Here is a 25,315-nt window from a genome sequence, read left to right on the forward strand (position 1 = left end):
AGACCGAGCGGTTTTTTAAGGAACAAGGACTTACTTGAAATCCTCGATTCGCAGGCGTTCCAGTTCTTTTTCCTGATTTCTTTTGAACACCTCTCGCCCCTCCATCCACTCTGCCATCAGACAAAACAACCCGATGCCCATAACCAGTAATTGAGCCTTTACGCTCACGGTATCCACAGTCAAGTACCGCCACGCCATAGCCGCTACGAAAATCACCGGTATCACGGCACCGAGGTACACCTTCTTTTGACTCGATAACGCAAAGTGAATCAAAAGCATGACTGTGAAAAACATTGCCTTCAGAAAAAAGTCCATTTGGTTGTCCTCCTGTTTTTTTAATATTTTTTTCTATCGTCAGCTGATATAAATAATTTACCACATCAATTTGAAATTTAATTAAATATTCCTTATAATTACAAAAATGTAATTTAAGAACTTCACACAAATATATCTAAGGAGGAGCACAAAATGGATGAGGAAAGCGAACGTGGTTCAAGACATGAACGATATCATCGCAAGACAAGATGTCTTCGTTGGATTATCGGAATCATTGGCATATTAATTGTCGGCGGCATCTTTATTGGAGATATGTACACTAATCCTTCTTCATCTAAAAAAGAAAATGTGGGCGTTCAATCAAAAGCAAAACAAACAAAGCCAAATAAAACAGAAACTAGAGACCCACGGGACCTTGCCTCTTTTGGCCACGGAACCAACATTGTACAACCTAACAATGATTTTCCTCCTGAAGATGTACAAAATGCTTTAGATACTGGAAAGCCTGTTATTGAGAGTGCTATTTCCTCTACGAGTAAATTAATCGAAAACATCGTCAAAGAACAAAAAGAAATGAAAGAGTCAAAACAACTGGACATCAAAGAGTTTCAACAAACAATCACTCAAGATGTCCGTGATCGTGTCGATTCGCAAGTGGAGATACTAAATGAAGCCGCTCAAGTTGCTCACACCATGGCTTCTGGTGCGCACATGGCAAAGTATAAAAACATGCCTTTTACGAATACTGAAAACGTGAGTGAAGAGAAACTAGAACCTCTCTCGCAAAATCTTCTAGATATGGCATACAGTCTGGAAACCTATACAGTCGCTAGAAGTTTTGAAACATGGGATGAAGCGGCTGATTATTTACCGAATCGACAGGAAAAATCGTTACTCGCCATTCCGTTAAACGAAGCCATCTTTAATTCTTCCTCTATAGTCAGTAATCCGATTATTGCAGAACCAGTTACGGAAGAAGGAGATATTAGTGATGAGTCAGAGGAGAAAGAGCAAACTGACGCTGAACGATATCCGGAAGCAATCACTAGCGTCTTTAAAATTTCAGAAGCCATGAATACTATTTATGTAACGGCTGATGAATTACAACAACGCTTTACCCCCTACGAGAAGAAAGACGGATTTGGTCACTTTGAATACATCTCAGTGAACGATTTAAATGATTTGTACAAATTTGATGCAACCATATCAAATGAAATTACGTCGAGTATCCATTTTAAAGCACCGAGCTATACTGTCGATGGATTTACACAAGCAATGGACTCGCATCGTATCATCATCAAAGAACTCGATCAGTTAGCAGTGTTCCTCGATAGTTATTCAGAAGAATTCCAACAAGATCCAGAAGGTACACTGAAGCAAGCAAAAGGTCACCTTGAACGAATCAAAGTTTCTGCTCAAACCAAGTTACCAGGGTTTGAACAATTCTTTGAATCAGCGGGTCCTGAAGCAAACTAAACACGGGTTAAGCACGTTTTGCATTAAAGGAGCAAAATATCTTATTTGCCATACTGAACTGCTTGTCTCCAGAAGAATTCATCGCCCGTACAAATAAGATATGACTTTTCAACTCGTAATATGTGGTGACATTATATCGTTTACTAGCTATAGGAAATAAATTTTTCAAAACATCAGAAAATGATTAATACAGGTAATTGTATAAATTTGTCACATTGTGCATCTTTCTATGTTGTCGCAACTAAAAAAGAAGCCCTTTACTTTTACGTCAGCTATCGACAATCCGTCAAGCTATTGGTCCATCACCCTTGGAACGAGATTCATGATGAGCTATTTAAAAGCAATCGTAAAAATAATCGCACCTATCGTCATAAATAAACGTTACCCTGACTATTTTTGTTGGTGATGACTAAGAAAATAAAGAACAGCCTGTACAAACGGAATAAATTAATACATTAAAGGCTGAAGATCAGTCCGACGATACTAAAGATAACGATACAGCCAATAACGACAAGGCTAAAAAAGCAGCTGATGAAAAAGAACGTGAACGTAAAGCGGAACTAGCTGTACAAAAAGAAGCAGAAAAGAAAGCGAAGGAAGAACATAGTGCACAAGATGAAGAACCGCTGCTGCAGAGGCTTTCGAGACAGATTTTGCGAACTGTACGGATTTCAGAACCGTTTATCCAGAAGGGGTTCCGAGTACTCATCCTGCTTATCAAGATAAGATGGATTGGTATAACGACGCTTTTGCGTGTTAGCGAAATTAAATTTAATCACGTCCCAAATATATTCATAAACGAATCTTAAACAGACTACTTTGCCATATTAAAAATGAAGGAAAAGTCATGTTCATGACGAAATCATTATGTATAACCAATGATTAAGAGAAGTCCTTGAGAAATTATCAAGTGTTAAAATCGGAGCATATTCAGTTCAATTTTTTTGGTATTTACACGTATACATAATATTGTTTTAGGGAATATTCAAGATACAAAGTGATTATACGAAGTTGAAAATAGTTCATAAGAACTATAAATTGCAGGATTTTTATATCATTTACCTTTTTTCATCTCACATTATGTTATTATTACAAACGTTGAAAACAAAATTGTACAGGACATTTAATTAAGGAGGGATTTTAAATGTCATTTACTAAAGATGCTGATGGATTTATCCCTAGTAGTATTACCATTAACTATAATGCTTCTCCTTCTGCTAACGCTGCTGATGTAATTAGCGAATTTTACGTCTTTACCGTCTTAGCGAGAAGAAGCAACGAACGCTTACTACAATTTATTACAAGCCCGAATTTTCAAAATCCTGACTTAAATACTGTTCACAAAAACAAAATTGAGAATACTCAGATTACTGTTTCGTTTGTACTAGATTGTTTACATGCACCTGCTTCATATTCTAAACCAAAGCATATGAAGAAATGGTTAGATTCTCAAAATCATTATCTAAGCAAAATGCTAAAAAAAGATTTAAAAAATGAGTTTGAAGCAATTATGTTTGCAAATGATATTACACGTGCTTTTTCAGATTTAAAGAGTGAGAATGAAGAGTTCTTTTCAAAAGATCGAATATCTTCTTATTTGAAGCATGAATCATATCATTTAATTAACAGTTAAATAATTTTATAAATAAAGATGGGCTACTGAAATAGTACTCATCTTTATTTTATTTATACATCACTTAGGAGGATATATATAATGAAAGAGTCTACAATAATCAATATTAATCACTTTTTAAGGCATTTTAATATAATAGATTTAGCTATTCAGTCTGAAGATAATTATTTTTTTAAACAAGAATTTAATGTGAAAGGTAAAATCAATATTGCTTTAACAAGACCTAAAAGATTAGACAAAGAAACTTGTGAACAGATAGCAACGTTTCAAGTTGAATTTTCTGATTTAGAAAATGAAAACAATACATATATAATAGTTTCAATAGAGCATCAAATAGAAATTAAATTTGATGTAAATGAGTTAGATGAAAATAAGTTATATGATAAAAATGCTAACGCAAACGATGAATATCATAGAGCATTTGGTGATTTTGTCATTGAAAAAGTTTGGAGTCAAACAAAAGATTTAGCTAACCTAGTTTTAGCATCGACAAGGTATGAAGACGTAGCTTTACCAGATAAACTAAATCGAAATGCAAATACCGATCATCAGGAGTCACAATGATATCATGGCTACCTTAAACAAGAACTACAGACCATTGTGTAGACGTGAAGCCAAAAAGAGACTAGAAAATATAGCGACTTTCAGTAGTTTTTACAATGATTTAAATAAAGTATTTGTAAAAAATAGTGTATACTATAAAACTTTTTTCTCCATTATGGAAGATATAGTTATTCCTGCAAAACAAAGAGAATATGCCGAAAAAAATCTTCCTGTAATAATTGAAAAAATTCCTGATCTTTTAATGATGGATTTTAATGAAGAGACAAGTTTAACCGAATCTGATGTAATTTATAAACATAGTGAATTTTATAATGCGGTTATAAATGTTCTTTCACTCCCACTTACAATAGTGAATAATTTCAGAGGGATATTTTTAGAAGATTTTATTCATAAGGTCGGTCCCTCACTACCTAGAAATCAAAAAGAATACTATAGATATATGAGTCCAGTTATTCAAGTCGGAAACGCCTTAATTAAGTTAAAAGAAAAAGATAATGATGTTGATGTTTTATTTCTTAATGTTGATTCGCATGACACAATAGTAGAGATTGAAGCAATAGAATGTAAGTCTTCAATCAATACATTTATGTACTCTGTGAAAAATCATCTTGAAAATAATAATAGAAACTCTAGAAGAGATTATAATAAAATTTTGTATATGCAAGATATATTAGACTATTCTGCAGCTGACTCGTCTGAATGTACTATAGGTTTCGCAACATACGAGTCTGAAATGAATATAAAATATATATACGATTTTAAAAATGAATTCACCCATAGTATATTCGATTTTATTCGCCAAAAAACAATAATTATAGATAGAAACCATTTATTAAAACTCGTAATATGATTCCACTAAATTCAATAACATAAAAAACATTAAAAATTTGTTTGTATTAATCTACTATCAATTTTTAGTGTTTTTATTTTTACCGAAAACCTTTTATTGAAAGAAGAGACGGCTACTCGTTCTCGAAACACGTCGCCGCGGATACACGTCGAACAGCGCTATGACAGTCGGCGGAGGGGTTGGCGGACGAGAATCTGATATATCTCGGCGTCTCCGTTGCCTACCTCGAGGCAATCGGGTCTCCAGCGGCGGCACCTCAAGACAATCAAAGCCGCCGGACTCCTGAAAATCCCCCTGCATACGTATGCTTCGCTCCTGATGGAGATCTTACCATCCATGAACAACTCATTCGCCGATGCCACCTTGACTATGGAAACGCACGCTCACACATTGCACACTTTACAATCGGACACGGCGACGCAATTCGAACAGCTTTTAAAACGCAAAAAAACCGCTCAACAGAGCGGTTCGTAAGAAAAATCCTGATTTTCACACCAAGTGTGCAATGAGTGTGCAACGGGATTTCGGTAGGTGCTAGAAATGACTTAAGACTGCGGTCTTTTCCGACGGAGACCATAATACTGGTAAAACTGAACTTCAATATTCCCGTTATAGAGCTTACGACGTTTTGTCGCCGGGCGGCCGAATGCTTTTTCGAACTCGACGTATGACGTGATCATGTAGACACTGTAATACGGGAATTCTTTGAAGGCATTCCCGATTTTTCGGTACAGTTGATGGACTTCACGTGCGTCCTCGAGACGTTCCCCGTACGGCGGGTTCCCGATGATGACACCGAAGTCTTCCTTCGGCTTGAAGTCCGCTGCATCACGTTGCATGACGTTGATTGCATCCCGGACATCTGCGAGCTCGGCGTTTTGTTTCGCGAGCTTGACCATCTCGGGATCCGTATCGTTGGCATAGATTTTGAGAGGCTTGTCCCACTCGGCTTTTTCGTTTGCTTCCTTGATCGCATCGAACCAGGCTTTTTTCGGAATACATGCCCATTCCTGCGACGCGAACTCACGGTTGATCCCGGGTGCGATATTCCGGCCGATCATTGCCGCTTCAATCGCCAGTGTCCCGGATCCCGTAAAGACGTCGTAGAGCGGCATATCCGGCTTCCAGTTCGTCAGCATCAGCATCGCCGCGGCCATCGTCTCTTTCAGTGGTGCCGCGGAGTGGAACTCGCGGTAACCGCGTTTATGGAGTGCGTCGCCTGACGTATCGATCGTCAGCGTTGCGATGTCTTTTAGAAGCGCAACTTCGATCGGGAAGCTGGCACCGGTTTTCGGTAACCACTCGTCGCCCATGTTGTAGGCTTCCTGCATGTGCGAGACGATCGCTTTTTCCGTGATTTTCTGACAGTCCCGGATCGAGAAAAGTTTTGATTTGACCGAACGGCCGTTGACGACGTAGTTCGCTTCCCACGGCAACAGCTCACTCCACGGGAGGTCTTTGACCTGATCAAATAATTTTTCGAATGATGTCGCCTTAAATTCCGCGACGACGAGTTTGACACGGTCCGCCGTCCGTAACCAGAGGTTGAGACGGGGAATGTCCTCGAGCTCACAGTCGATGTAGACTTTTCCGTCCTCGACCGTACACTCGTATCCTAAATCGCGGACTTCCTTCGCGACGAGAGATTCGATCCCCATTGCCGCTGTCGCGATGACTAAACGTTTTGCCATGATTGTTCACGCTCCTACCTGTTTCTAGAATTTCCAAAATCATTTCAATAAAAAAAGAGCCCAGTTGGACCTGGACTCTCGTTCAAAGTAAAAAATAACAGCCTATGTGGTCCTGTAAGCCATGTTCTGTTCCCTAGTGTTGCAAACGGTTTGACCCTCACACGCGGGCGACAATCATCTATCTCCGTATTTTCATACGCTCTCCTTTGCGTTCAGTTCCGCTCCGGAAATTCCCCTACCAAATTTGGGTTTCTCGCTCGTGGGGTTTACCTCGTTCCACCCTTACTGTTTCCAGTAAGGCTCCGTCACTGTGGCACTTTCAAGAAGTTTCGGCCATATCCGAAGACTTAGGCGTTCCTTCTGCCGTCAGCACGACGCTGCCTACACTTATCTTTTCGTGTAGCACGATCACTACAACCATCGCAGGTTGTGCGAGCATGGACTTTCCTCAAAGCACCGGAGTGCCCCGCAATTGTCCGAACCAACATAGTCACTGCTTAACAGTGTAGCGCACGCGAGCGTTTCTAGCAAGAGGTATTTCTCGTTTGACGGGCGGAAAAGTTGCAATTCTTCCTGATTTTACGGTATAGTACAATGGTTCAGAAAGGGGCATATACCATGAAAAAAAGACGCTCTGGTACGAACCAGCGTACCGTACGGAAGTTGACGTTCTTGATCGAGATTGATGAAATCAAGGCCCTTCATCTCCGGAACGGCATTTTTGCCTTTTACCGCAAGGGTGAACTCATCCATGCGTTCGAGCCATTTAATGTAAAACAACCTGATGCATTTTCGAAACGGAGTTACCATTTTGACCAGCATGACATCTTACTGATGAATGAACGGTTCCCGCAACAGATTCCGCTGTACGACGAAGCGATGACGTTACGGTCGTGGGCGAATCAGGTCGAATACGGCTTGTATCAGCTGATCGATTCAGGACGCCTGTCGTTCATCCATGAAGACGATACCGGCTACAAAATGGAAGCAACGATTCAGTGGACCGGCGAAGCGCTAGACGTTCCGACGCCCATCTATAAAAAAGGAAAAGACCCAAAGTAAACACTTTGAGTCCTTAACGAGCTGTCTCCCCTGAGGTGAGACGGCTTTTTTTTGTTGTTATTTGACGGTGATGACCCGCTCCGTCACACGTGTATGACGCCCGCTCGATGTCGCAAAGACAAGTTTATACGTCCCTGCTTCTTTTAAGGCGTACGTATACTTATGGGTACCGTTCCGCAGATAGTCATTCGTAAACGTCTTGACGATTTTACCGTCCTTGTACAGACGGGTCAGCGTTTTCGCGTTCGAATACTCGTCAAAGTAAAGCGCGAACGGCTGGTTCGGCTTCAGGACGGACGGCACGGACACTTTCGAGACCGGTGACGGAATCGTTGCGAGCATGCCGGCATTCAGACGGCCCGTCCCGTAATGAAGGGACGTATCCCCCGTCTTTTTCGCCGCTGCCGCATACAGTTTGCTGCGGAGCGTACTGTTCGTAATGAACGGATTCTTTGATTTTGCAAGCGCAATGACGCCGCTGACGATTGGTGTTGCCATCGATGTCCCGTCAAGATAGCCGTACTTGTTGCCGACCATCGTCGAATACACCCCTTCACCGGGGGCCATGATGTTTAATCCTCTGCCGTAGTTCGAGAACGTCGAAGCGCGTCCGAGCGTCCCGACCGAACCGACGGCAATGACGGAGTTCATCGAGGCCGGGAATAACAGTTTATTGCGGCCGTCGTTTCCGGCTGCACTGACGACGATGATGTTTTTCGCTTCCGCCTTTTTGATGGCAGCTTCCATGTACGGATCGTATTCATATTGACCGAGTGACAGATTGATCACGTCAGCCCCTTGGGAAATGGCATACAGCACACCGTCCCCGATATCGATTGAACTGGCGAAGTCACCGTCAAAGACGTCGGCGCCGATCAGCTTGACGCCGGACGCGACACCGACGATGCCTTTTCCGTCTTCCGCTGCCGCAACGATTCCCGCGACATGTGTCCCGTGATCGTCCGGTTTCCGGATGCCGGAAATCGTCGTCGTCTTATAGATGACGTTTTTGAACTCGGAGTGATTGACATCGATTGCATCATCAATAATCGCCACACGAACGTCGGATTTACCGCGACTGTATTTCCAGTAAGTAGGAATACGCGATTGATCGAGATATGTCTGTTGCAATTGAGCGGAATCCGTCGCCTTTTCGACGACACTGACCGGAATCAGGTCGGCGTCGACATCTTTTTTGTCGACATGCGGCAACGGTTCGACGAGTGAGAACCCGTCCTGTTTCAACTCCCGGACTTCCTGCAGACCCTGTTCTGCAAGCCATGTTTGTTTCTGTTGTTCATTAAACGTCGGATCATACTGCACATATTGAGAATTAGCGAACGCAGAAGTAGGTAACCCTACAACGACAGCAAATGTGAGTAGTGCAAGTTTCTTTTTCAATGTGGACCCTGCCCTTCTCTTTTTACACGCCGATTCTATTGATGTGCTGATCCAAACAGACTAAAAAAATGGCATCGTCCCATCGGATTCTTCGCTGACTTCAAATGGAATGATTTTTCCGATCGTGACATAGGAGTAATAGCGGACGAGAACGGCACGCCAACGTTTGGCATCAATCCCGGTCAAATCTTCTCCGAGCGGTGATCCGTCAAACGTCTCGAACTGTTGGCAGAAGAATGCTTCTTCCGCCTCGTTCCACGTCACGGCTTCTCCGATAAAACCGGTGGAAAACCGTACAAAATCAGCAATCGACGGACCAATGACTTCGGACGGCAACCGTTCGCTCATCCGTCCCACCAGTTCATACCGATCCCGTTCCGCCTGATCGGCCGCTTCAAGTGAGTGGCACAATAAAACTTCCCGGTTGATTTCCACCAAAACGACATAATCACCTTGCGGCAAATTGACGTGTATCATCCCTACACCCCTTGAATTAAATTCATGCAGTATCTAGATGTCACTTTCTATTGATTAATTTATAATGTCCATTTTCGATCAAACATCAATTCTATCGGTTCGTTATCCTTAGACTTTAACATACGAACCCGTGTCGTATCAATTTGATCGAGTAAATCGGCATCGCCGAGCGAACGGATGACCGGTGCGTCCGACTGCTCAATCCGCGACCGGAACGGTGTCAGTAAATCCTGCTGACCGCTCGCGAGCGCGTACCACGCGAGGCGGGCAAACGGTTCATCCTTCGCTGTCTCGAGCGCATAACTTTCAAAAATGTCTGGTAAGTAACTGGAAAACTGATCGAGGGCATCAATTCGTTCCGCCAGATCAAGCACCGTCAACCAACTCGGCAACGATAATAACGATTCACTTGACCACCAATCAATCAAATCAATATGTTCTTTAAACAATTGTTGCGCTTCATTGCGGTCGATGAAATGATGCATCGTCTGGATCAATTCGTTCCAGGCAATCGACCAGTACTCTTCCGATGGGTTGGCGGAAATGAAGAACTGGCGATAGACCGTCAACAGTTCCGATACTTCCTGAAGCTGCTCGACTTCGAGCCGTTGATTTAACCGGCTGACTGCTTTTGTGAAATAACTTGGTTCGAGCGTCAGTGCCATATAGAGTAATTTTGGGACATCTTTTAATTCACCTTGATCGACCGTCTCGAATAATTCTTGAATCCATTCTGGTTGTGGGTTTGTCATACACTTTTCTCCTCTGCATAGTAAATGTATTTACTATACCCGAAAAAGAATTAATGTAATCCTTTTCCTATAATGCGCCGATCCGCTGCGCCGTCTCTTCACTGCATAACACGATCAGCGTCGTATTCGGAGGAATCGGTTCATTCAGCCGCCGGTTCAAATCGAGGCGCTTCCCGTCCGATAAAATCGTCACTCCGTCTTCGAGCAGGACGTGAAAGGCATCCCGAAACGTCTGCCACTCCGGTTTTGCGGAAATCGAGAACATCCCGTCCCCGTCCTTCGTCAGCAGGTTCGTCACGACTTTCGAGACACCGGGATGATGAGCGGCGAGAATCGCCATCCGGGCGACGGTCTCGTCGCCGAGCAACACTTCATCGACTTTGACCTGTTCGAAGCTGTCGAGGTGTTCCTCAAGCATCATCTCGACGATCGTATAAATATTCGGGTTCGCCCGTTCGATGCTTGCCGCGATCAACAGGGTCCGACCATCGGCAAGGGCCGGTGGAATCGAATGATCGGCGAGAATGATCGCCCGGGTCGCCTTTTTAATATTCGCCCGCTGTAATGTCGCGTCGAGCGCCGGATCACCGCTGACATAATGGAACCGCGGATGACTGAACGGTTCCCGTTCAAGATCATCAATCAAGATGACATCTGTCGTTTCCAGCAATTCGTCGATGACGTGTTTCGACCGCCGGCTGTAGCCGAAGACTAACGTATGTCCCGTCTCTTTCACCTGTAATAACCCTCTTTCCTTTTGATTGCGGATCAACTGGACTCCGTCGACGAGTTTTGAAATCAACCCGCCGACAATCCCGATTCCGAAGATGAAGACGAAAATCGTCATGAACCGTCCGAAATCCGTATTCGGGAAAAAGTCCCCGTACCCGACCGTCACGACCGTCGTCATCGTCCAGTAGACGGCGCGGAAGTACGTTCCGAACGTCTCCGGTTCTGCCAGATACATGATCAGGGCGACACCGAACACAAATAAAAACGATGCATAAGCGAGCGTCCGCATCTTCAAAAACGACATCCGCCGTAAAAACCGTAACCAGACCATACTTTTTTCACCCTTTCCGAACATTTCCTGTTTTCGTCCTGTCAATAAGGGCGAAGGAGGTGATACACATGACACAAGCTGAAGAAATCAAAACCAGTTTAGTTGTCGTCTTCGAACGAAACGACAAGGTGACACCAAACGGGGACGCGGTCCTCGCCCGTCGCCGCTTTAACGGTTTGCGGTCGGATCTCGAACCGCAAGTCGTCGCATCGATTGGTCAAGCCATCGGCAAAATGCTTGCCGGTTCGTACACGCACACGGAAATCAGCCGTGATTTCGCTTTACTTAACGCTTAATCCGTTTGACTCAACTAAAAGGAGGAATTAGATGGAACACACGATTGTTTTGACATTCGATACGTTACTCAAAAAGCCGTACCGCTTGCGTCTCGCGGGAGCGAAACCCGATACGTCGGTCGCCGAAATCAAGGCACTCGGGCAACTGATGGTCGACCACGATCCGTTTCATGATGGGCTCGTCAAGTTGAGCCAGGCCGAGCTGCAAAATAGTTCGGAATCTGCCTACATCATTTAAGCGGAGAAAAACTCATCGTCATCATCACCAATAAAGGTGATGGTGACTTTTTTTTGGTATACTAGAATCATCAAGCAACTGGAAAGGAAGTCAATTTATGGCCAAACGCCCTCTTACGCCCCGCGAATGTGAACTCGTCGTCAGCAGCCTCTATGTGATGGAGCTGATTCCATTCGAAGGAATCATGGAACGACTCGAATCGATCACATTGCGAGACATCATCGGACCGGTCGCTGCCGGCGAGATGTCACGGGAGCAGGCTGCCGACGCGCTCGATCAATACATCAAAGTGCGTCGCCGCCGTTTCCGCAACGTCCCTCCGGAACACCTCTGGTCGCTCGACGACCGGATGGAACAGGAAGCTTTACGGATGATCCGCAAACGGGCGCCGTTGACGGCCGGTGAAAAACTGCAGCCAAAAGCCATCCCGTTCGAGATGGGCGATACGGTGGAAATGACGGTGACGGAAGTCCAGGAACGCAACGGAAAAGTCAACGTCATCGGGAAAGTCGGTCAAGTGACGGCTAAACTGCCGGTCGCCAACCGTCAAGCCGTGAAAAGCAGCAAAACGATGTCCGCCTGGATTACCGGAATCGAAAAGAAACCGGCCTTGATTCACCTGTCGACGTCCGATTACGGGAAACATCAGCCGTCCGCTGACGTTAAAGAAGCGTACGTCACGGCGATTGCTTCACTCCGCGAGTACTTCGAGACGATGGCTTTACCATCGACGGAAGAAGTGGATCTCGCAAAATCTCTCTTCCAACGGATGATCCGCCGTGATCAAAACGACTGGTTCACGGTCTACGTCGCAATGGGACGTCCGCAGCTCGATCACGTCCGGCGCTGGGTCAAAGTCATCCAGATGCTCGGGAAATCACTTCGTGGTGACGAGGAAGCGACACGGATGCTTGCCTCGCAGGAAGACCGGTTCTTCAAAGATGCCCTGCTCCGGGCATGCCGGGCGGCTGAAAAAAACTTTTCAAACCCTATGTAATGCTTTCGACTATGAGGAAGTCTTTTCCTCGTTTGTTTTTAAGATCATTTTCAATGACGGTCCCTTCATCGGCTTCTGCGGTGAGGGACCGTTTTGTCGTCCACAGAAAAAAAGACCGCCGGCGTCGGCCGGCGGTCTAACGAATTATGCGATATTAACTGTTGATTCTAATGCCCGGCAGGTCCGGCGCACGGTCGGAAGGAAATCCGTCCGTTTGGCGACTCCACCTTCAATCAAAAAGTGCTGGACGCCTTTCGTGCGTTGAATGGCCGTCAAGACAGTGACCAGTTCGATGAACCAGTTCGAGATCAGTTCGACGACCTGTTCATCAAATGCTGCTGCTCCATACACATCATACCCGTTCTCGCAGAGATGGTTCGGGAAACGTTCCTTGAACCGAAAAATCAGTGTAGCCGTTGTCGGAATGTAAAAGTGATCGAAGATGATCCGTTGTTCTTGATCTGTTTCTTTCTCCGTCAGTCCATCCATCATCAACTTCGGTTGACTCCCGATATCCAGAGTCCAACTTGTTTTCTTTCGTTCGCCAGTGGAAGTGATCGTTCGCATGGTTTCGTCCATCTCCTTTGATGTGTAAGCGTTTACCTCTTCATTTTACAAGCCAATCGACGATTCCTGCAACCGTCAAAATCTTAAAAATGAACGATGACTTCATCTGACATTCAGTCTATCAAATTTCGCTTGCTTTGACGATGTCAGTAATTAACAACCTCTTTCCCAGTTCCGAGCCAATTTAATCGCAAACACCCGTACTGGACGAAGGATTTCGACCGGCTGTCCGGCTCGTTCTTCACACATGTGACCGCTCTCACCGTTGCCTTGGAACGGACTTTACAAAAAAACTATTAGCCGCTAGCGAAATATGATACCATTCAGTGGAATCACAGAAAGAGGAGAGAACAATATGCGAAAAGTTTTTCGATTAAGCATCTTGTTCGTACTGATCGTCCTCATCGGTAGTAGCATCATCTACTGGCAAAACCGGGAACGTGTCCAAAATGAGCTGTATCGCACCTATTATGGACAGTACGGTGTCCCAGCCGAGAATATCGACATCTACGAACAAGCCGGTGACCGCTACGAGGTCGATTGGAAGTTACTTGCCGCGATTCACCGCGTCGAGACCATCTTCTCGAAATCGTCCGCCATGCAGTCTTCCGTCGGTGCAATCGGCCCTTTCCAGTTCATGCCGAAGACATGGGTCGGATGGGGATATGAAGGCGGAACGTCACTTGGCGACATCGAGCATGACGGAATTGATTTAACTGATCCGGAAGCCATCAAACAATACGGTGGACTGGGTGTCGATGCAAACGGAGACGGCAAAGCCGATCCGACGGATTTGACGGACAGCGCACACACGGCCGCGAAGTACCTCAATCAGCACGACGTCACGAAAAATTCGGACCGAGGAACGCTTGAAACTGCCCTGTTTGAATACAATCGCAGTGAACAGTATGTCATTGACGTCCTCAACCAATACGATGCCTATCAACAAAAAATCGAGCCGATTGATGCGAACGATCTCGATCTCAAAAAACAGACACTTGCCCAACTCCTTCGCATCAGCTTACGTTTGACCAACTAAAAGGAGGCACCACCATGACACAGCCCGATCGTTCGTCCTTGACGATTGAGGAATCGTCAATCCGCGTCCAGACGACGTTTGACGAAGCAAAAACAAAACGCTATTTACGGAGTTACATCTTTGACGACGTCACGGACGGCGCACACATCGCCGCCCTGATTTACACGCCGCGGACGACGGATGCTTTTTTATCCGGTACGACGACGCAGCGTGCCTACAACTTGATGAAAAAACATGTCGAAGGTCCGATCAAACAATACGATATCATCAGCCTGATGCCGGACCTGCTCGTCAGTGAAGATCTGCCGTTCGCGCAAGCCAGTTTCGACGAAATCAATTATGAGTTCATCGAAGAGACGTTACGCCGGGTCAAGGAAACAAACGGTGTCGTCTTGTGCGGCTGGGGATCGCCCGGCCGTCTGATGCACCATTTGCCGGCTTATGAAAAGCTGTTTGACCAGTATGCCGGTATCCTGTTCTGTTCCGGCATCACCTCAAAAGGGGAACCGAACCACCTTCGTCTGACCGTCGACGACAGTCCGATGATCACGTATCCGGATATGAAGCTGAAGGCGAAGAAATTAAAACGTAAATGATTGTACTAAAGGTGTTCTTTCCGCAGGTTGCGGAAGAACACCTTTTTGGTCGACTGTTTTTTCAGCTCACTCGTCATCCATCAGGGTATGGTCTACCCGTCCCGATGGATTGTCTGCATCAAAAAGAAGCGAGGAACGTGTCCACCGCTTCTTTTTGATTTTCGTGAATCTCACTACTCGTCATCCGACTCCTGCAGGGAAAAGCGGATGAAAAGAGAGTGAGAGCTTGCACTACCTTGCTTTGTATTAGAACAACATGATCTCAAGCAGACAGTCGACGAGATCTTTCTCAAGATTAAGCGCCTGTAACTGATGCATCATATTGACCGGATCGAGTCGTTGCGACAGCAACCGGTACAAGCGGTCTTTCAAGTCGTACCCGATTTCTGCCTGGTCGAGGAACGTATACAACCGTTCCATCCGGTTATCGTTCGTCGACATGTCGACCTGGAGTGACAGCACCTGTGTCTCCCCGATTTCGCCGAGATCAACCGACAATGATTGGGTTTTATGGTCATACCGGCTCGGCAACACTTCGCCGTCCCGGGAGACGTGTCCTTCGTTGACTCCACGGAGAATTAACGTCACTTCGCGTTTCTCAGGCAACAGCTCGCGTTTGCCGAACGGTGTGGCAATCGTCAACGTCCGGGCCGCCCAGTCGAGTTCGAATGACGTCTCGACGTTTTCCCCGTCGCGGTGTGCGACACCGACATTATCATCTTCAAACAACGTAAACTGGTTCGAGGCGCCCGGGAAGACCAACAGTTCGAGATGCTCCGGATTGTTCAATGCGTTCGAGTGTTCGAGGTGTTGACCGAGCGGAACGATGGCTCCGGCTTTCGCAAGGACGCCTTGATCTTCGAGCTTGCGGAACAGACGCATCTGTTTGCCGCCCGAGTACCGGTGACCGGTGAAGAAGTCAAACCAGTCCCCTTCCGGCAGCCAGGCCGTCGTCGCGGCGACGTGGAGCTTCGGATTCATCGGCTCGACGATCGGTGTGACCATCAGCTCAGTCCCGAAGTAATACTGGTTCGGCACCGCATACGCCAGTTCGTCTTCTGGATGTTCATAATACATCGGTGAGACGAGCGGTAATCCGTCAAAGTGATTGCGGGCGTTCATCGTATAGATGTACGGGACGAGCTGATGACGCAGACGGAGGTATTTCTTCATGACGTGTTCCGACTCCAGGGAATAACGCCACGGCTCTTTCCCGTTGAAGATACTCATCGTACTGTGCAGACGCATGATCGGACTGAATACCCCGTACTGCAACCAACGCGTCGACAGTTCGTCGTCCTTTTCACCACGCTGGTGACCGCCAATATCATGACTCCACCAGCCGTAGCCGATGTTTGATGCCGTCGCCGTGAAATACGGCTGGAACTTGAGCGACGCCCAGGAAATCAGCGTATCGCCCGAGAAACCGACCGGATAACGGTGGCTGCCGGGACCGGCATAGCGGGAGAAGATTAACGGACGGTTACCGTCGCGCGCGATATCGAGTGCATGATAATGATTGAGCATCCAGAGCGGATCGAGCCCTTTCATCTTCGAATTGGCGCCTTGCTGCCAATCGATCCACCAGAAATCGACGCCGTCGGCTTCATGCGGATGGTGCAGTTTCGTAAAGTAGTTTTCAATGAACTCACGGTCCGAGAAATCAAATGGAATCCGGTCTTCCGTTTCCGGATCAACCCCCATCGCGACTGCCATCGCTTCGTACGCTTCCTCAAACCCACGGACACCGTCGGCCGGGTGCAGGTTGAGCGTCACCATCCGGTCGTCATCTTTTAACCATTGCAGGAAACCTTTCGGGTCCGGGAACAAATCGCGGTTCCACGTATAGCCGGTCCAGCCGCTGCCGTATTTCTCCGGAATATCCGTCACGTGCCAGTCCATGTCGATGACACTGACCGAAAACGGGACGTCTTCCGTCTTGAAGCGGGTCATCAAATCCTTATACTCTTTTTCGTTATAACGCCAGTACCGGCTCCACCAGTTTCCGAGGACTTGCCGCGGCAACATCGGTGTCGGACCGGTCAGGCGGTAAAAATCCTTCAGTGCCTGTTTATAGTCGTGACCGTAACCGAAGTAATAGATGTCCTGCGCCCCTTCTTGACGGGGTTCGACGAAATGATCTTCCGTCAGGACGAACGACGCCGAGTCATCAATCGCGGCGTACCCTTGGCGGGAGATGATTCCTTCTTCGAGTGGAATCTCACCGTCGGCATGGTCAAGCGTCCGTGCTGTTCCTTTGAGCGTCCGGAGCGGTCCGCCATACGTGTAGCGGCTGTAATACGTACTGAAGTTCCCAAGGACGTCGATGTACAGCGTATTCGACGCAAACGGTCCTTTCGTATAGTGCAAATGGACGTGTTCCGTAATGATTTGCAGTTCCGTCTCATCCTCGACGATCCGATACGAAGGGACCGGAAAATCGCGGTTCCAGACGGTTTGAGTCGGACGATCTTCAAATCGTCCGTCTGCTGCGTACTCGAGTCGAATCAGACGACTGGTGAGAACGGTGAAGCGGTAGGTGTCCCCTTGGACAATTGCTTCCGGTCGTGCCAATGGTTTCATGTCTCGGGTATAAAAATGGGATTCGTCAATTGTGCGCATACGGGATCAGGACGCGAACGTCCTTGTCACTTCCTTCCAAAAATTAAGTGTGCAACCGATTACACTACTAGTGTATAAGAGTTGTTGTTCCCGTTTCAAGTGACAACTAATCAAAAAGCGCACCAATCCTCTCAAAAATCAAGGACGGTGCGCTTGTAATCATAACAATGGCGAAATCAAACGGGAGAACGATTCAAAGATTCTGAACCGCATCGGCCGTTTGACATAATCTGCGGAGGAGAGCTGAATCGAGACATCGAAATCATCGATGAAATCGCGTTCGAGCCGGGCCGCACTCTCGGAATCATACATAAAGGCCATCAGTTCATAGTTCAGGACGAAACTGCGGATATCCATGTTCGCCGTACCGACGACGGCAATCTTTCCGTCGACGAGGAACAGTTTGGCATGAATGAAATGACGGTTGTACGTATAAATTTTGACGCCGTCTTTCAACAACGGACCGAAATAGGACCGCGTTCCGTAGTAGGATGTAAAACTGTCTCCTTTACCCGGCGTCAGAATCCGGACATCCAGTCCGGCACGGGCCGCGAGACGGAGCAGTGTCATCGTCTCGTTATCGGGAATCAGATACGGCGTCGAAATCCAGATTGAGCGCTGGGCCGAGATAATGGCGGCAATCAACGCATTCCGGATCGCCGGATCTTTTGACGTCGGTCCACTCGTCACGACTTGAACCGCACCGTCCGACTCGACATCGTGTTTCGGGAAGTAATGTTCGATTGCTCCTTCGCCGGCAAACGTCTCCCACGTATCACTGCCTTCGAGATGAGCGTAAAGCCAATCGTCGAGGAATGTCGCCTGCAGCTCCTTGACAGCCCGTCCTTCCAGCCGCAAGTGCGTATCGCGCCAAAAGCCGAACTTCTTACTTTTGCCGTCGTACTCGTCGCCGACGTTCAGACCACCGGTAAAACCGATTTTACCGTCGACGACAACGATTTTCCGATGATTGCGGAAGTTCGCTGTGAAGATGAACAACGGACTCGAAATCGGATCATAAGCGGCAATTTTTGCTCCGGCTTCCCGGAGCGGTTTTAAAAAACCTTCGCCAAGCATGTAACTGCCGAGCCCGTCAAACATGAACCGTACTTCCACTCCGGCGTTCAACCGGTCAATCAGAGCTTCCCGGATCGCCTGTCCGGTCTCGTCATTCCGGTAAATGTAGTACTGGATGTGGACATGGTGCTTGGCGGAGCGAATCATCCGGAGAATTTCCGGGAACGTCTCATTGCCGTTCGTCAGGATTTGACTGGCTGTATGGACATCAACCCCACCGCCGCCAAAGTTGCGAATCGTATTGGCAAGCTTCAGGTGATTCGGCGGCAACTCACTGACCGCGAGCGACCGGACGGGACGAATCGCTTGTTTGAGCAACATCCGTTCATCATGCGACCGACGGTTTCGGCGACGGCGGCGCGGATTGCGCCCGAACATCATCCAGATGATGACACCGAGAATCGGCAGAAAAATCAACACTAAAAACCAGGCAATCGTCGACTCTGCCGTCCGGTTTTCGATGAAAATGATCATGATGACGGCAAGCGGGACGACGGTCGCGGAAATCGTCAGGACATAAAATAAATAACCTAATTGATATAGTCCCCAAATGATTCCACCGGCAACCAAAAACACGAGCGCGAATTGTAAAATCCGATTGCGCACTAAACTTCCTCCTCTGCAACGTACTCTATTCTTGTAGTTCCCTGTCTTCTCTAAAAATATAGCAAAAAAAGAAACCACTAGTGTGATTTCTTGAAAAGTTGACCTATTTTGAAAAATTCAGATCGTACATCTCGCGTCCCGGAATTGGATCCTCCAGGCTGGCCCAATCCGTTTCGTCCTCTTGAACAAGGCAAGCATCAAACATTGCTTCAAGAATCTCTCGGTCAAGACCAATGCCGATCAAGACCAGCTCCGTCCGGCGATCCGCAACCGATTCAAAACGTCCGGCATATTCCATGTTCGAGGCGTATCCCGCCTGATGGAACAGCAAGGCGATTTCCGGGCGCGTCGCGAGATAGACAAAACCTTTGGCACGGACGACTTCTTCCGGCCACGCCTCAATCAAGGCGAGCAACCGTTCCGGATGAAACGGAATATCCCGCTTGTAGACAAACGAACTGATGCCGTATTCTTCTGTTTCCGGAACGTGTTCCTCAGCATTCAGCTCACGGATCCAGCCGGCGCTTGCTGCCGCCTGTTCAAAATCAAACAGATCGACGTCGAGGATCTCCGCCGGATCGACTTGTCCGTGGGTCGTCTCGATCAGTTTGGCAATCGGATTTAGTGCCTTTAAGTAGCCGATGACATCATGTTTCTCCTCGTCTGTTAACCGATCAATCTTGTTCAGCAAAATAATATCGGCGAATTCGACCTGATCGACGAGCAGATCGACGACTTCCCGGACGTCCGTCTCGTCGACCGCCTGTTGCCGCTCAATCAGGGACTCACCGGACTCAAAGTCTTTCAGAAAACGATAACCGTCGATGACCGTCACCATTGCATTGATTTTCGTTGTCTCCGTCAAATCAATCTGACTGTCTTCGTCAAGATATGTAAACGTCTGGGCGACCGGAATCGGTTCCGAGATCCCGCTCGATTCAATGACGATGCCATCGATATCGCCTTGATCAACGAGACGCCGGACTTCGAGTAACAAATCGTCCCGCAACGTACAGCAGATGCAACCGTTCGATAGCGTCACGAATGATTCTTCCGTCCGTGAAAAGCCGCCTTGTTCAATCAACACGGCATCAATGTTCACTTCACTCATGTCGTTGACGATGATGGCAAGCTTGCGTCCTTGGCGGTTATTCAACAGATGGTTTAATACAGTGGTCTTGCCGGCACCCAGGTAGCCGGACAAGACGGTAATCGGAATCGGATTCATATACAGTCTCCTTTTTAAATCGGAATCATTACGTTTTAAATAGTAATCGTTCCGGTTTAGACTGTCAACTGCTGTTTCACAACATTATAAAATCCCCGCTTCCGTGACGGCTCTCGACGCGTCATGAAAAACGGGGTATTTGGGTCAAACTTATTTAAAAAAGGCGTTTCGGATCAAGCTGACGATTGTTGTCGCAGCCTCTTCTGAAAAACCGGCAATCGTGTAATGATTCGTATTTGGAATGACGTGGAATGCCGCGTCCGGCAAACTGGCGGCAAACCGTTCATGCGCAGCATTAATCCGCTTCGTCAGTTCCGGATTCAGCCAGTTCTCAGGCATTCCGCCGGCCCAGTCCGATGCGGATAATACCAGAACCGGCGGCGTAATATGCTCGACGACTTCCAGGACGTGCTGATTGTTCGCTTCGACCGCCTGCCACTCATCCAGCGTCCCCCGCCAGTGATTTTTCCGCGCCATGTTCCGCCACATCGGAATCCGGTCGGCTTCCGGCAGACTCGTGAACATTCGCGCTCCGAGATCATCCGGAATCAGCCAGGCGAGTGGCCGGACATGACTTAAGACATACAAAAAGCGGTTCCACTCTTCTTGCGTCCGCTCGTACCAGTTCGGCAGTTCCGCATCGACTTCCGGATGCGACGGATCAAGCAGGACAATCCCTGCCGTCTCGTCCGGTCGGCGGCGTCCGAGTTCAAGCGAAATATAGGCGCCGAGCGAATGCCCGATGAAGACAAACGGACCTTTAATCCCAAGCAACGCCAAAACTCGTTCCAGTTCGTCCGCTTGTTGCGTAAACAACCGTTTCGTTTTACCACGGGTCGATCGGCCGTAACCGAGCCGGGAATATTCAAAGACTCGTCCCTGCTTCAACAATTCCCCGCGGAGCCAGCCCCACTGGTAATGACTCGACATCATCCCGTGATCGAGAATGAACGTGACATTTCCCGTCCCGGTCAATCGTGTATCGAACCGGCCGTCTGCCGTATCGACAATCCGTTCCATTAAAATCCTCTCCTATTCAAACAAATCCAGCTGGGTGTCATACCCAAGCAGATTTAAGTAATCGAACAATTGTGACCGGTGGTGGTACAAGTGGACAGCTGCTTCCAGCAGCCAGCCGGTCGAACTGTCAGAGACGCCCCAGTAGGTCGTCTCCGCCGCAAAGCCGTTCTCAAGCCGATCCTGATAATACCGCCACGATTGGTCCAGCCGGTCAATCAGCTGACCGGACGGCACGGGAGCGGCATAAAACTGTGCCATCTCGTCCGCCGTCGCTCCGGTCGCGATCCGTAAATCGGCTTCGAGTAGGACTGCGAGATGGACCGCGACTTCATAGACGGACCGTTTGCCGGGAATCGGACGTTTATCCCAGTCCTCCGGCTGAATCAGTTGAATCAACGCACGGGTCGTCCGGACCCCGACACCAACATGCCGGTCAAGTGCCTGTTGCCAGTCCGTCATTGTGACCACCAGGCCAGTGCTCGCTGCTCCATCGTTTTGACGAAGCTGTCCTTGCCGGCAATGTAGGCGCTGATGTCTTCCGGATACTGGTGTGCCAGGCGTTCTTTGATTGTACTGTAGGCTTCGACCTCCTCCGGGTGCTGCCGCAAGTAATCCCGGAAGACAACGTGGCGCATGATTTCCGGATTGCCGTCCGCATAGAGATGAATATGGTGTGTCCGGTTGTCGCCGCCTTTTCGGTAATAGCGGCGACCCGACATCCCAAACTCTCCTTTGGCTTCATAGCCGATCTGTTCCATCGCCGCGTCAAACGCTTCGATCCCGTCCAGTGAATCGACGACCGGCTGGATATCGAGAATCGGTTTTGCTGATAATCCCGGAACCGATGTACTGCCGATATGATGGACCGCAAGCAGACGGTCGCCGAAAATCGTCTCCAACTGCTCTTTTTCCTGTTGAAATGCGTCCGGCCAGGACGACTGATATGGTGTGACGATGACTTGCCGCATGGTATCCTCTCCCCTCTTAACTAGTATGCCAGTTTTTTCCGCAAAACCAAAACGACTCCTCATGTGAGAAGCCGTTTTGGTTTGTTGTCTTATTTTTTCGTGATGAAGTAACGCGATTGATCGAGACGGTCCGATGCTGTGTAGATGTTCATTTTGTATGAACCCGTCGCAAGACCTGTCCGCATTTTCAGGACGTAGTTGCCGTGGTTGTCAGCAACGTCCTGGGCAATCAATTTGTAGCCGCTGCTTGTTTTTTCGAACAAGCGGACAATTTGACGTTTTTCCACTTTGCCCGTCAATGTCTTTTTACCCGCCCATTTTTTGACCGGATACGTATTTTTGATTGTAAATGACGCTTTTTTCGTGATTTTGTTTGAGATGTCCGTCGACTTGACTGTGTACGTACCCGTCATCAGACCGTTTTTGACCGGAATCTTGAAGCCGCTTGCCGTCGTTTTCGCTTTCGCGATTTTTGTCGACCCTTTATAAAGCGTGACATCGAGTCCCTCTGTCGCTTTTCCTGTTAAGACCGTCGAACCGTAGACGGCTGACTTCTTGTCGATGGCCGGCGTCGCCACGACACCTGTTCCGACAGTAACGCTTGTTTCTGTTTTCATGAAGCTGAGTTCTGAGACGACCGTCAATTTGTCACGCAATTTGACCGGACGGACGGTAACGGCATATTTGCCGGTTTCGTCGGCTGTCGCCGTACCGAGGACCGTCGTACCGCGTTTGACTGTGACTTTTGCTCCGGCGACGGCTGTTCCCGTGACAAGCTTCGCTCCCGGTTTAACAGCGCTGACGCTGACGTTGAAGTCTTTCATCGGCACGTCGAGTTTGAACTTCAGGAACGTTCCTGTCTCACCGGCACGTTTTTCCCCTGTGTTCGTGATGCCTTCATAACGTTTCGTGTAGTCTGCTGCTGCTTCGGCTGAATCGAAGTCGACCGTAATCGGTTTACTTGCAACGAGTGACCAGTTGTTGTCCGCTTGATAATCAACCGGCTGTTTTGCTTTGATGAAGTCCGAGATGACGTTGCGTGTTTCATAAGCCGATTTGTAGACGATTTTCTTTCCTTGACCAAGGCCCGGGAAAGTCGCACTGCCGGCTCGGTAGTTGTTGGTAGCGACAAGGAACTCCTGATTGTCCTTGATTTCCTTGCCTTGGTACTTAATGTTTTGAACGCGGCTTGCGTCTTCCTTGACGACCACCCCGTTATAGTCAAACTTCGCCGGTTTCGTGATATCGATGTCGTATGTCAAACCATCGAGAATATCGAAGTTGTAGCTGCGGAAGTCTTTGTTCAACAAATCTGTTTTCGCATCTGTCACTTCATTGAATTGACCGGCTGACATTTCGAGCCAGTTTTTGACGTCGGCACCCGTCACTTTGACAACTTCGAGTGTGTTCGGATAGACATACAGATCGGCGACGTTTTTCAACGCGATCGGACCTTTTTTGATCAACGTATAGTCAGACGCATTGACTTGATTGCGCCCGCCTGTTTTAAACGGTGCGCCGGCAGATAAGAGCGGTAAGTCTTTGTACTGAGCGAGATCCGCATTTTCTTTGAGTTGTTTTTCGACGTACCATTTTTGAGCATTCGTGACGAACTGGACGGAATCATCATCCTGAACAAGCGCAAAGAAGCTTTGGATGTCGTCATTGATCGTTCCGACTTGCTGGCGGATGTAAGCGAGTGTGCCTTCATGCGCTTTTTCAATCAATTTGACGGCACCGGCATCAGCCACTGTATCTTTCGTGACGTCTGCCAGTTTTGATCCGGCTGTATCGACGACCCACTTGTCACCGTCTTGCTTCAATTGAAGATCGATGACACCGACGTTTTTCCCTTGTGTGTTCGCCATGACAACCGGTTTCCCGTTGATAAGACCGTTCGCTGCGTCGACGTTCGGTAAGTTATTGAACGCTGATGTCTTGTCCGGGAATTTTCCGTGCTGGTGACCTGTCATCAAGACATCGATGTCTGCGATTTTTGTCAACGCGTATCCAACATTTTCATCGCCGTCTTTTTGATCCGGTGTATCACCGATTCCTGTGTGCGCAAGTGCGACGACAACGTCAGCACCGGCGTCTTTTAATTTCTTCGCCGTTGCTTTAGCGACCGGCACAATATCTTCCGCTGTCACTTTGCCTGTCAGATTGCCGGCGTCCCACGCCATGATTTGTGGTGTAACGACTCCGAAGACACCGACTTTGACCGTTTTCATCTGACCGTTCTGGTCTTTAACTTGACGTTCGATGATTTGGTAATCCTTGCCGTCCGTGTTGAACTCAGACACGATCGGCTTTTTCGTAACGGCATCGAGCACGTTCGAGTTGACGAATTTGATTTCGCCGCTTGAGGCTTTCATCGCTGACTTCAGGAAGTCGAGTCCGAAGTTGAACTCATGGTTTCCGAGTGTGACGGCGTCATAACCGATGTATTCCATCAGCTCGTACATCGGGTGTTTCCCTTTGTTGCCTTTGTCGTACTGATTTTTGACGTAATCGCCGAATGGTGTCCCCTGTAACGTATCCCCGTTGTCGAATACGAAGCTGTTGGCTTCGCCGACGACGTTTTGTTCCTGTTTGATGACGGTTGCCGCTTTGACAAGACCAATCGTCTCATCTTGCGCGTCCTTGAAGTAATCGTAGTTCATTGAGTTTGTATGTAAATCAGTGGTCTCTAAAAAACGAAGTTTGACGACGCTGTTATCGGCGGCGAGTGTCTTGACTTGAATGACGGGTGCAAGCATCGGTGCGATCAACGTGCTGGCAATGACGATTTTTGTGACTTGTTTCATCTGATTTCC

General features: G+C 47.7%; 24 protein-coding genes, 1 other RNA gene and 1 pseudogene. 11 read left to right on the forward strand and 15 right to left on the reverse strand.

Annotated features, from left to right (window positions below):
- Positions 1–30: 30 nt before the first annotated feature.
- Positions 31–315, reverse strand: coding sequence for a hypothetical protein (locus N7U64_RS13085; RefSeq protein WP_318930044.1), 285 nt, complete (start codon positions 313–315; stop codon positions 31–33).
- Between the two features lie 153 nt (positions 316–468).
- On the opposite strand from N7U64_RS13085, the gene N7U64_RS13090 reads away from it, so the two are divergent.
- From N7U64_RS13090 to N7U64_RS13110, 5 genes and pseudogenes are all read left to right on the forward strand, one after another.
- Positions 469–1,752: a hypothetical protein gene (locus N7U64_RS13090; RefSeq protein ID WP_318930045.1), complete on the forward strand. Its 1,284-nt coding sequence runs from the start codon at positions 469–471 to the stop codon at positions 1,750–1,752.
- Positions 1,753–2,404: 652 nt separating this feature from the next.
- Positions 2,405–2,512, forward strand: a pseudogene (locus tag N7U64_RS13095) (excalibur calcium-binding domain-containing protein); the annotation flags it as partial.
- A 384-nt stretch (positions 2,513–2,896) separates the two neighbouring features.
- Positions 2,897–3,385 carry a hypothetical protein gene (locus N7U64_RS13100; protein ID WP_318930046.1) on the forward strand — a complete coding sequence of 163 codons (489 nt, stop codon included), beginning with the start codon at positions 2,897–2,899 and terminating at the stop codon, positions 3,383–3,385.
- Between the two features lie 81 nt (positions 3,386–3,466).
- On the forward strand, positions 3,467–3,949 hold the full coding sequence (locus tag N7U64_RS13105) for a hypothetical protein (RefSeq protein ID WP_318930047.1): 483 nt from the start codon (positions 3,467–3,469) through the stop codon (positions 3,947–3,949).
- A 4-nt stretch (positions 3,950–3,953) separates the two neighbouring features.
- The gene (locus N7U64_RS13110) at positions 3,954–4,799 is read left to right on the forward strand and encodes a hypothetical protein (RefSeq protein WP_318930048.1); all 846 of its coding nucleotides are present in this window, start codon (positions 3,954–3,956) and stop codon (positions 4,797–4,799) included.
- 545 nt (positions 4,800–5,344) lie between these two features.
- Here the strand turns inward: N7U64_RS13110 and N7U64_RS13115 are convergent.
- Both N7U64_RS13115 and rnpB read right to left on the reverse strand, forming a co-directional pair.
- Positions 5,345–6,490 carry a class I SAM-dependent RNA methyltransferase gene (locus N7U64_RS13115; protein ID WP_318930049.1) on the reverse strand — a complete coding sequence of 382 codons (1,146 nt, stop codon included), beginning with the start codon at positions 6,488–6,490 and terminating at the stop codon, positions 5,345–5,347.
- Positions 6,491–6,600: 110 nt separating this feature from the next.
- An RNA gene (gene rnpB / locus N7U64_RS13120) (RNase P RNA component class B) lies at positions 6,601–6,974 on the reverse strand.
- A 134-nt stretch (positions 6,975–7,108) separates the two neighbouring features.
- On the opposite strand from rnpB, the gene N7U64_RS13125 reads away from it, so the two are divergent.
- Positions 7,109–7,552 carry a hypothetical protein gene (locus N7U64_RS13125; protein WP_234944590.1) on the forward strand — a complete coding sequence of 148 codons (444 nt, stop codon included), beginning with the start codon at positions 7,109–7,111 and terminating at the stop codon, positions 7,550–7,552.
- 57 nt (positions 7,553–7,609) lie between these two features.
- Here N7U64_RS13125 and N7U64_RS13130 read toward each other — a convergent pair whose 3' ends face one another.
- The 4 genes from N7U64_RS13130 to N7U64_RS13145 all read right to left on the reverse strand — a co-directional run bounded on the left by N7U64_RS13130 (position 7,610) and on the right by N7U64_RS13145 (position 11,245).
- Positions 7,610–8,953, reverse strand: a complete 1,344-nt coding sequence (locus tag N7U64_RS13130; RefSeq protein WP_318930051.1) for a S8 family peptidase — start codon at positions 8,951–8,953, stop codon at positions 7,610–7,612.
- Between the two features lie 60 nt (positions 8,954–9,013).
- Entirely contained in the window at positions 9,014–9,430 is a 417-nt protein-coding gene (locus N7U64_RS13135; RefSeq protein ID WP_214764997.1) for a hypothetical protein, read from the reverse strand.
- Between the two features lie 59 nt (positions 9,431–9,489).
- A complete protein-coding gene (locus tag N7U64_RS13140) occupies positions 9,490–10,182 on the reverse strand; it encodes a hypothetical protein (RefSeq protein WP_214764998.1) in 693 nt (230 codons plus the stop codon).
- Positions 10,183–10,249: 67 nt separating this feature from the next.
- Complete coding sequence (locus N7U64_RS13145; protein ID WP_318930054.1) at positions 10,250–11,245, reverse strand: potassium channel family protein; 996 nt, start codon at positions 11,243–11,245, stop codon at positions 10,250–10,252.
- Positions 11,246–11,313: 68 nt separating this feature from the next.
- On the opposite strand from N7U64_RS13145, the gene N7U64_RS13150 reads away from it, so the two are divergent.
- The 3 genes from N7U64_RS13150 to N7U64_RS13160 all read left to right on the forward strand — a co-directional run bounded on the left by N7U64_RS13150 (position 11,314) and on the right by N7U64_RS13160 (position 12,776).
- Positions 11,314–11,541, forward strand: a complete 228-nt coding sequence (locus N7U64_RS13150) for a DUF1659 domain-containing protein (RefSeq protein ID WP_012370146.1) — start codon at positions 11,314–11,316, stop codon at positions 11,539–11,541.
- A 31-nt stretch (positions 11,542–11,572) separates the two neighbouring features.
- Positions 11,573–11,779: a DUF2922 family protein gene (locus tag N7U64_RS13155; protein WP_214765000.1), complete on the forward strand. Its 207-nt coding sequence runs from the start codon at positions 11,573–11,575 to the stop codon at positions 11,777–11,779.
- A gap of 97 nt (positions 11,780–11,876) precedes the next feature.
- Entirely contained in the window at positions 11,877–12,776 is a 900-nt protein-coding gene (locus tag N7U64_RS13160; RefSeq protein ID WP_318930055.1) for a hypothetical protein, read from the forward strand.
- Positions 12,777–12,920: 144 nt separating this feature from the next.
- Here N7U64_RS13160 and N7U64_RS13165 read toward each other — a convergent pair whose 3' ends face one another.
- Entirely contained in the window at positions 12,921–13,343 is a 423-nt protein-coding gene (locus N7U64_RS13165) for a hypothetical protein (protein WP_318930056.1), read from the reverse strand.
- 355 nt (positions 13,344–13,698) lie between these two features.
- Here N7U64_RS13165 and N7U64_RS13170 point away from each other — a divergent pair, with 355 nt between their 5' ends.
- Complete coding sequence (locus N7U64_RS13170) at positions 13,699–14,382, forward strand: lytic transglycosylase domain-containing protein (RefSeq protein ID WP_012370142.1); 684 nt, start codon at positions 13,699–13,701, stop codon at positions 14,380–14,382.
- A gap of 14 nt (positions 14,383–14,396) precedes the next feature.
- Positions 14,397–14,978, forward strand: a complete 582-nt coding sequence (locus N7U64_RS13175; protein WP_318930058.1) for a DUF1643 domain-containing protein — start codon at positions 14,397–14,399, stop codon at positions 14,976–14,978.
- A 246-nt stretch (positions 14,979–15,224) separates the two neighbouring features.
- On the opposite strand, the gene N7U64_RS13180 is transcribed toward N7U64_RS13175, so the two are convergent.
- The 7 genes from N7U64_RS13180 to N7U64_RS13210 all read right to left on the reverse strand — a co-directional run bounded on the left by N7U64_RS13180 (position 15,225) and on the right by N7U64_RS13210 (position 25,306).
- Positions 15,225–17,561 carry a glycoside hydrolase family 31 protein gene (locus N7U64_RS13180; protein WP_318930059.1) on the reverse strand — a complete coding sequence of 779 codons (2,337 nt, stop codon included), beginning with the start codon at positions 17,559–17,561 and terminating at the stop codon, positions 15,225–15,227.
- A gap of 198 nt (positions 17,562–17,759) precedes the next feature.
- Positions 17,760–19,283: a cardiolipin synthase gene (locus N7U64_RS13185; protein WP_318930061.1), complete on the reverse strand. Its 1,524-nt coding sequence runs from the start codon at positions 19,281–19,283 to the stop codon at positions 17,760–17,762.
- Positions 19,284–19,386: 103 nt separating this feature from the next.
- Positions 19,387–20,511: a GTP-binding protein gene (locus N7U64_RS13190; RefSeq protein ID WP_318930062.1), complete on the reverse strand. Its 1,125-nt coding sequence runs from the start codon at positions 20,509–20,511 to the stop codon at positions 19,387–19,389.
- 150 nt (positions 20,512–20,661) lie between these two features.
- The gene (locus N7U64_RS13195; RefSeq protein ID WP_318930063.1) at positions 20,662–21,531 is read right to left on the reverse strand and encodes an alpha/beta fold hydrolase; all 870 of its coding nucleotides are present in this window, start codon (positions 21,529–21,531) and stop codon (positions 20,662–20,664) included.
- A 12-nt stretch (positions 21,532–21,543) separates the two neighbouring features.
- Positions 21,544–21,990 carry a DinB family protein gene (locus N7U64_RS13200; RefSeq protein ID WP_318930279.1) on the reverse strand — a complete coding sequence of 149 codons (447 nt, stop codon included), beginning with the start codon at positions 21,988–21,990 and terminating at the stop codon, positions 21,544–21,546.
- A complete protein-coding gene (locus tag N7U64_RS13205; protein WP_318930065.1) occupies positions 21,987–22,499 on the reverse strand; it encodes a GrpB family protein in 513 nt (170 codons plus the stop codon). Before N7U64_RS13205 ends, N7U64_RS13200 begins: the two co-directional genes overlap by 4 nt.
- Positions 22,500–22,588: 89 nt before the next feature.
- On the reverse strand, positions 22,589–25,306 hold the full coding sequence (locus N7U64_RS13210) for a bifunctional 2',3'-cyclic-nucleotide 2'-phosphodiesterase/3'-nucleotidase (RefSeq protein ID WP_318930066.1): 2,718 nt from the start codon (positions 25,304–25,306) through the stop codon (positions 22,589–22,591).
- Between the last annotated feature and the right edge of the window lie 9 nt (positions 25,307–25,315).

The organism is Exiguobacterium sp. K1, from assembly GCF_033721435.1.
Lineage (GTDB): Bacteria > Bacillota > Bacilli > Exiguobacteriales > Exiguobacteriaceae > Exiguobacterium_A > Exiguobacterium_A artemiae.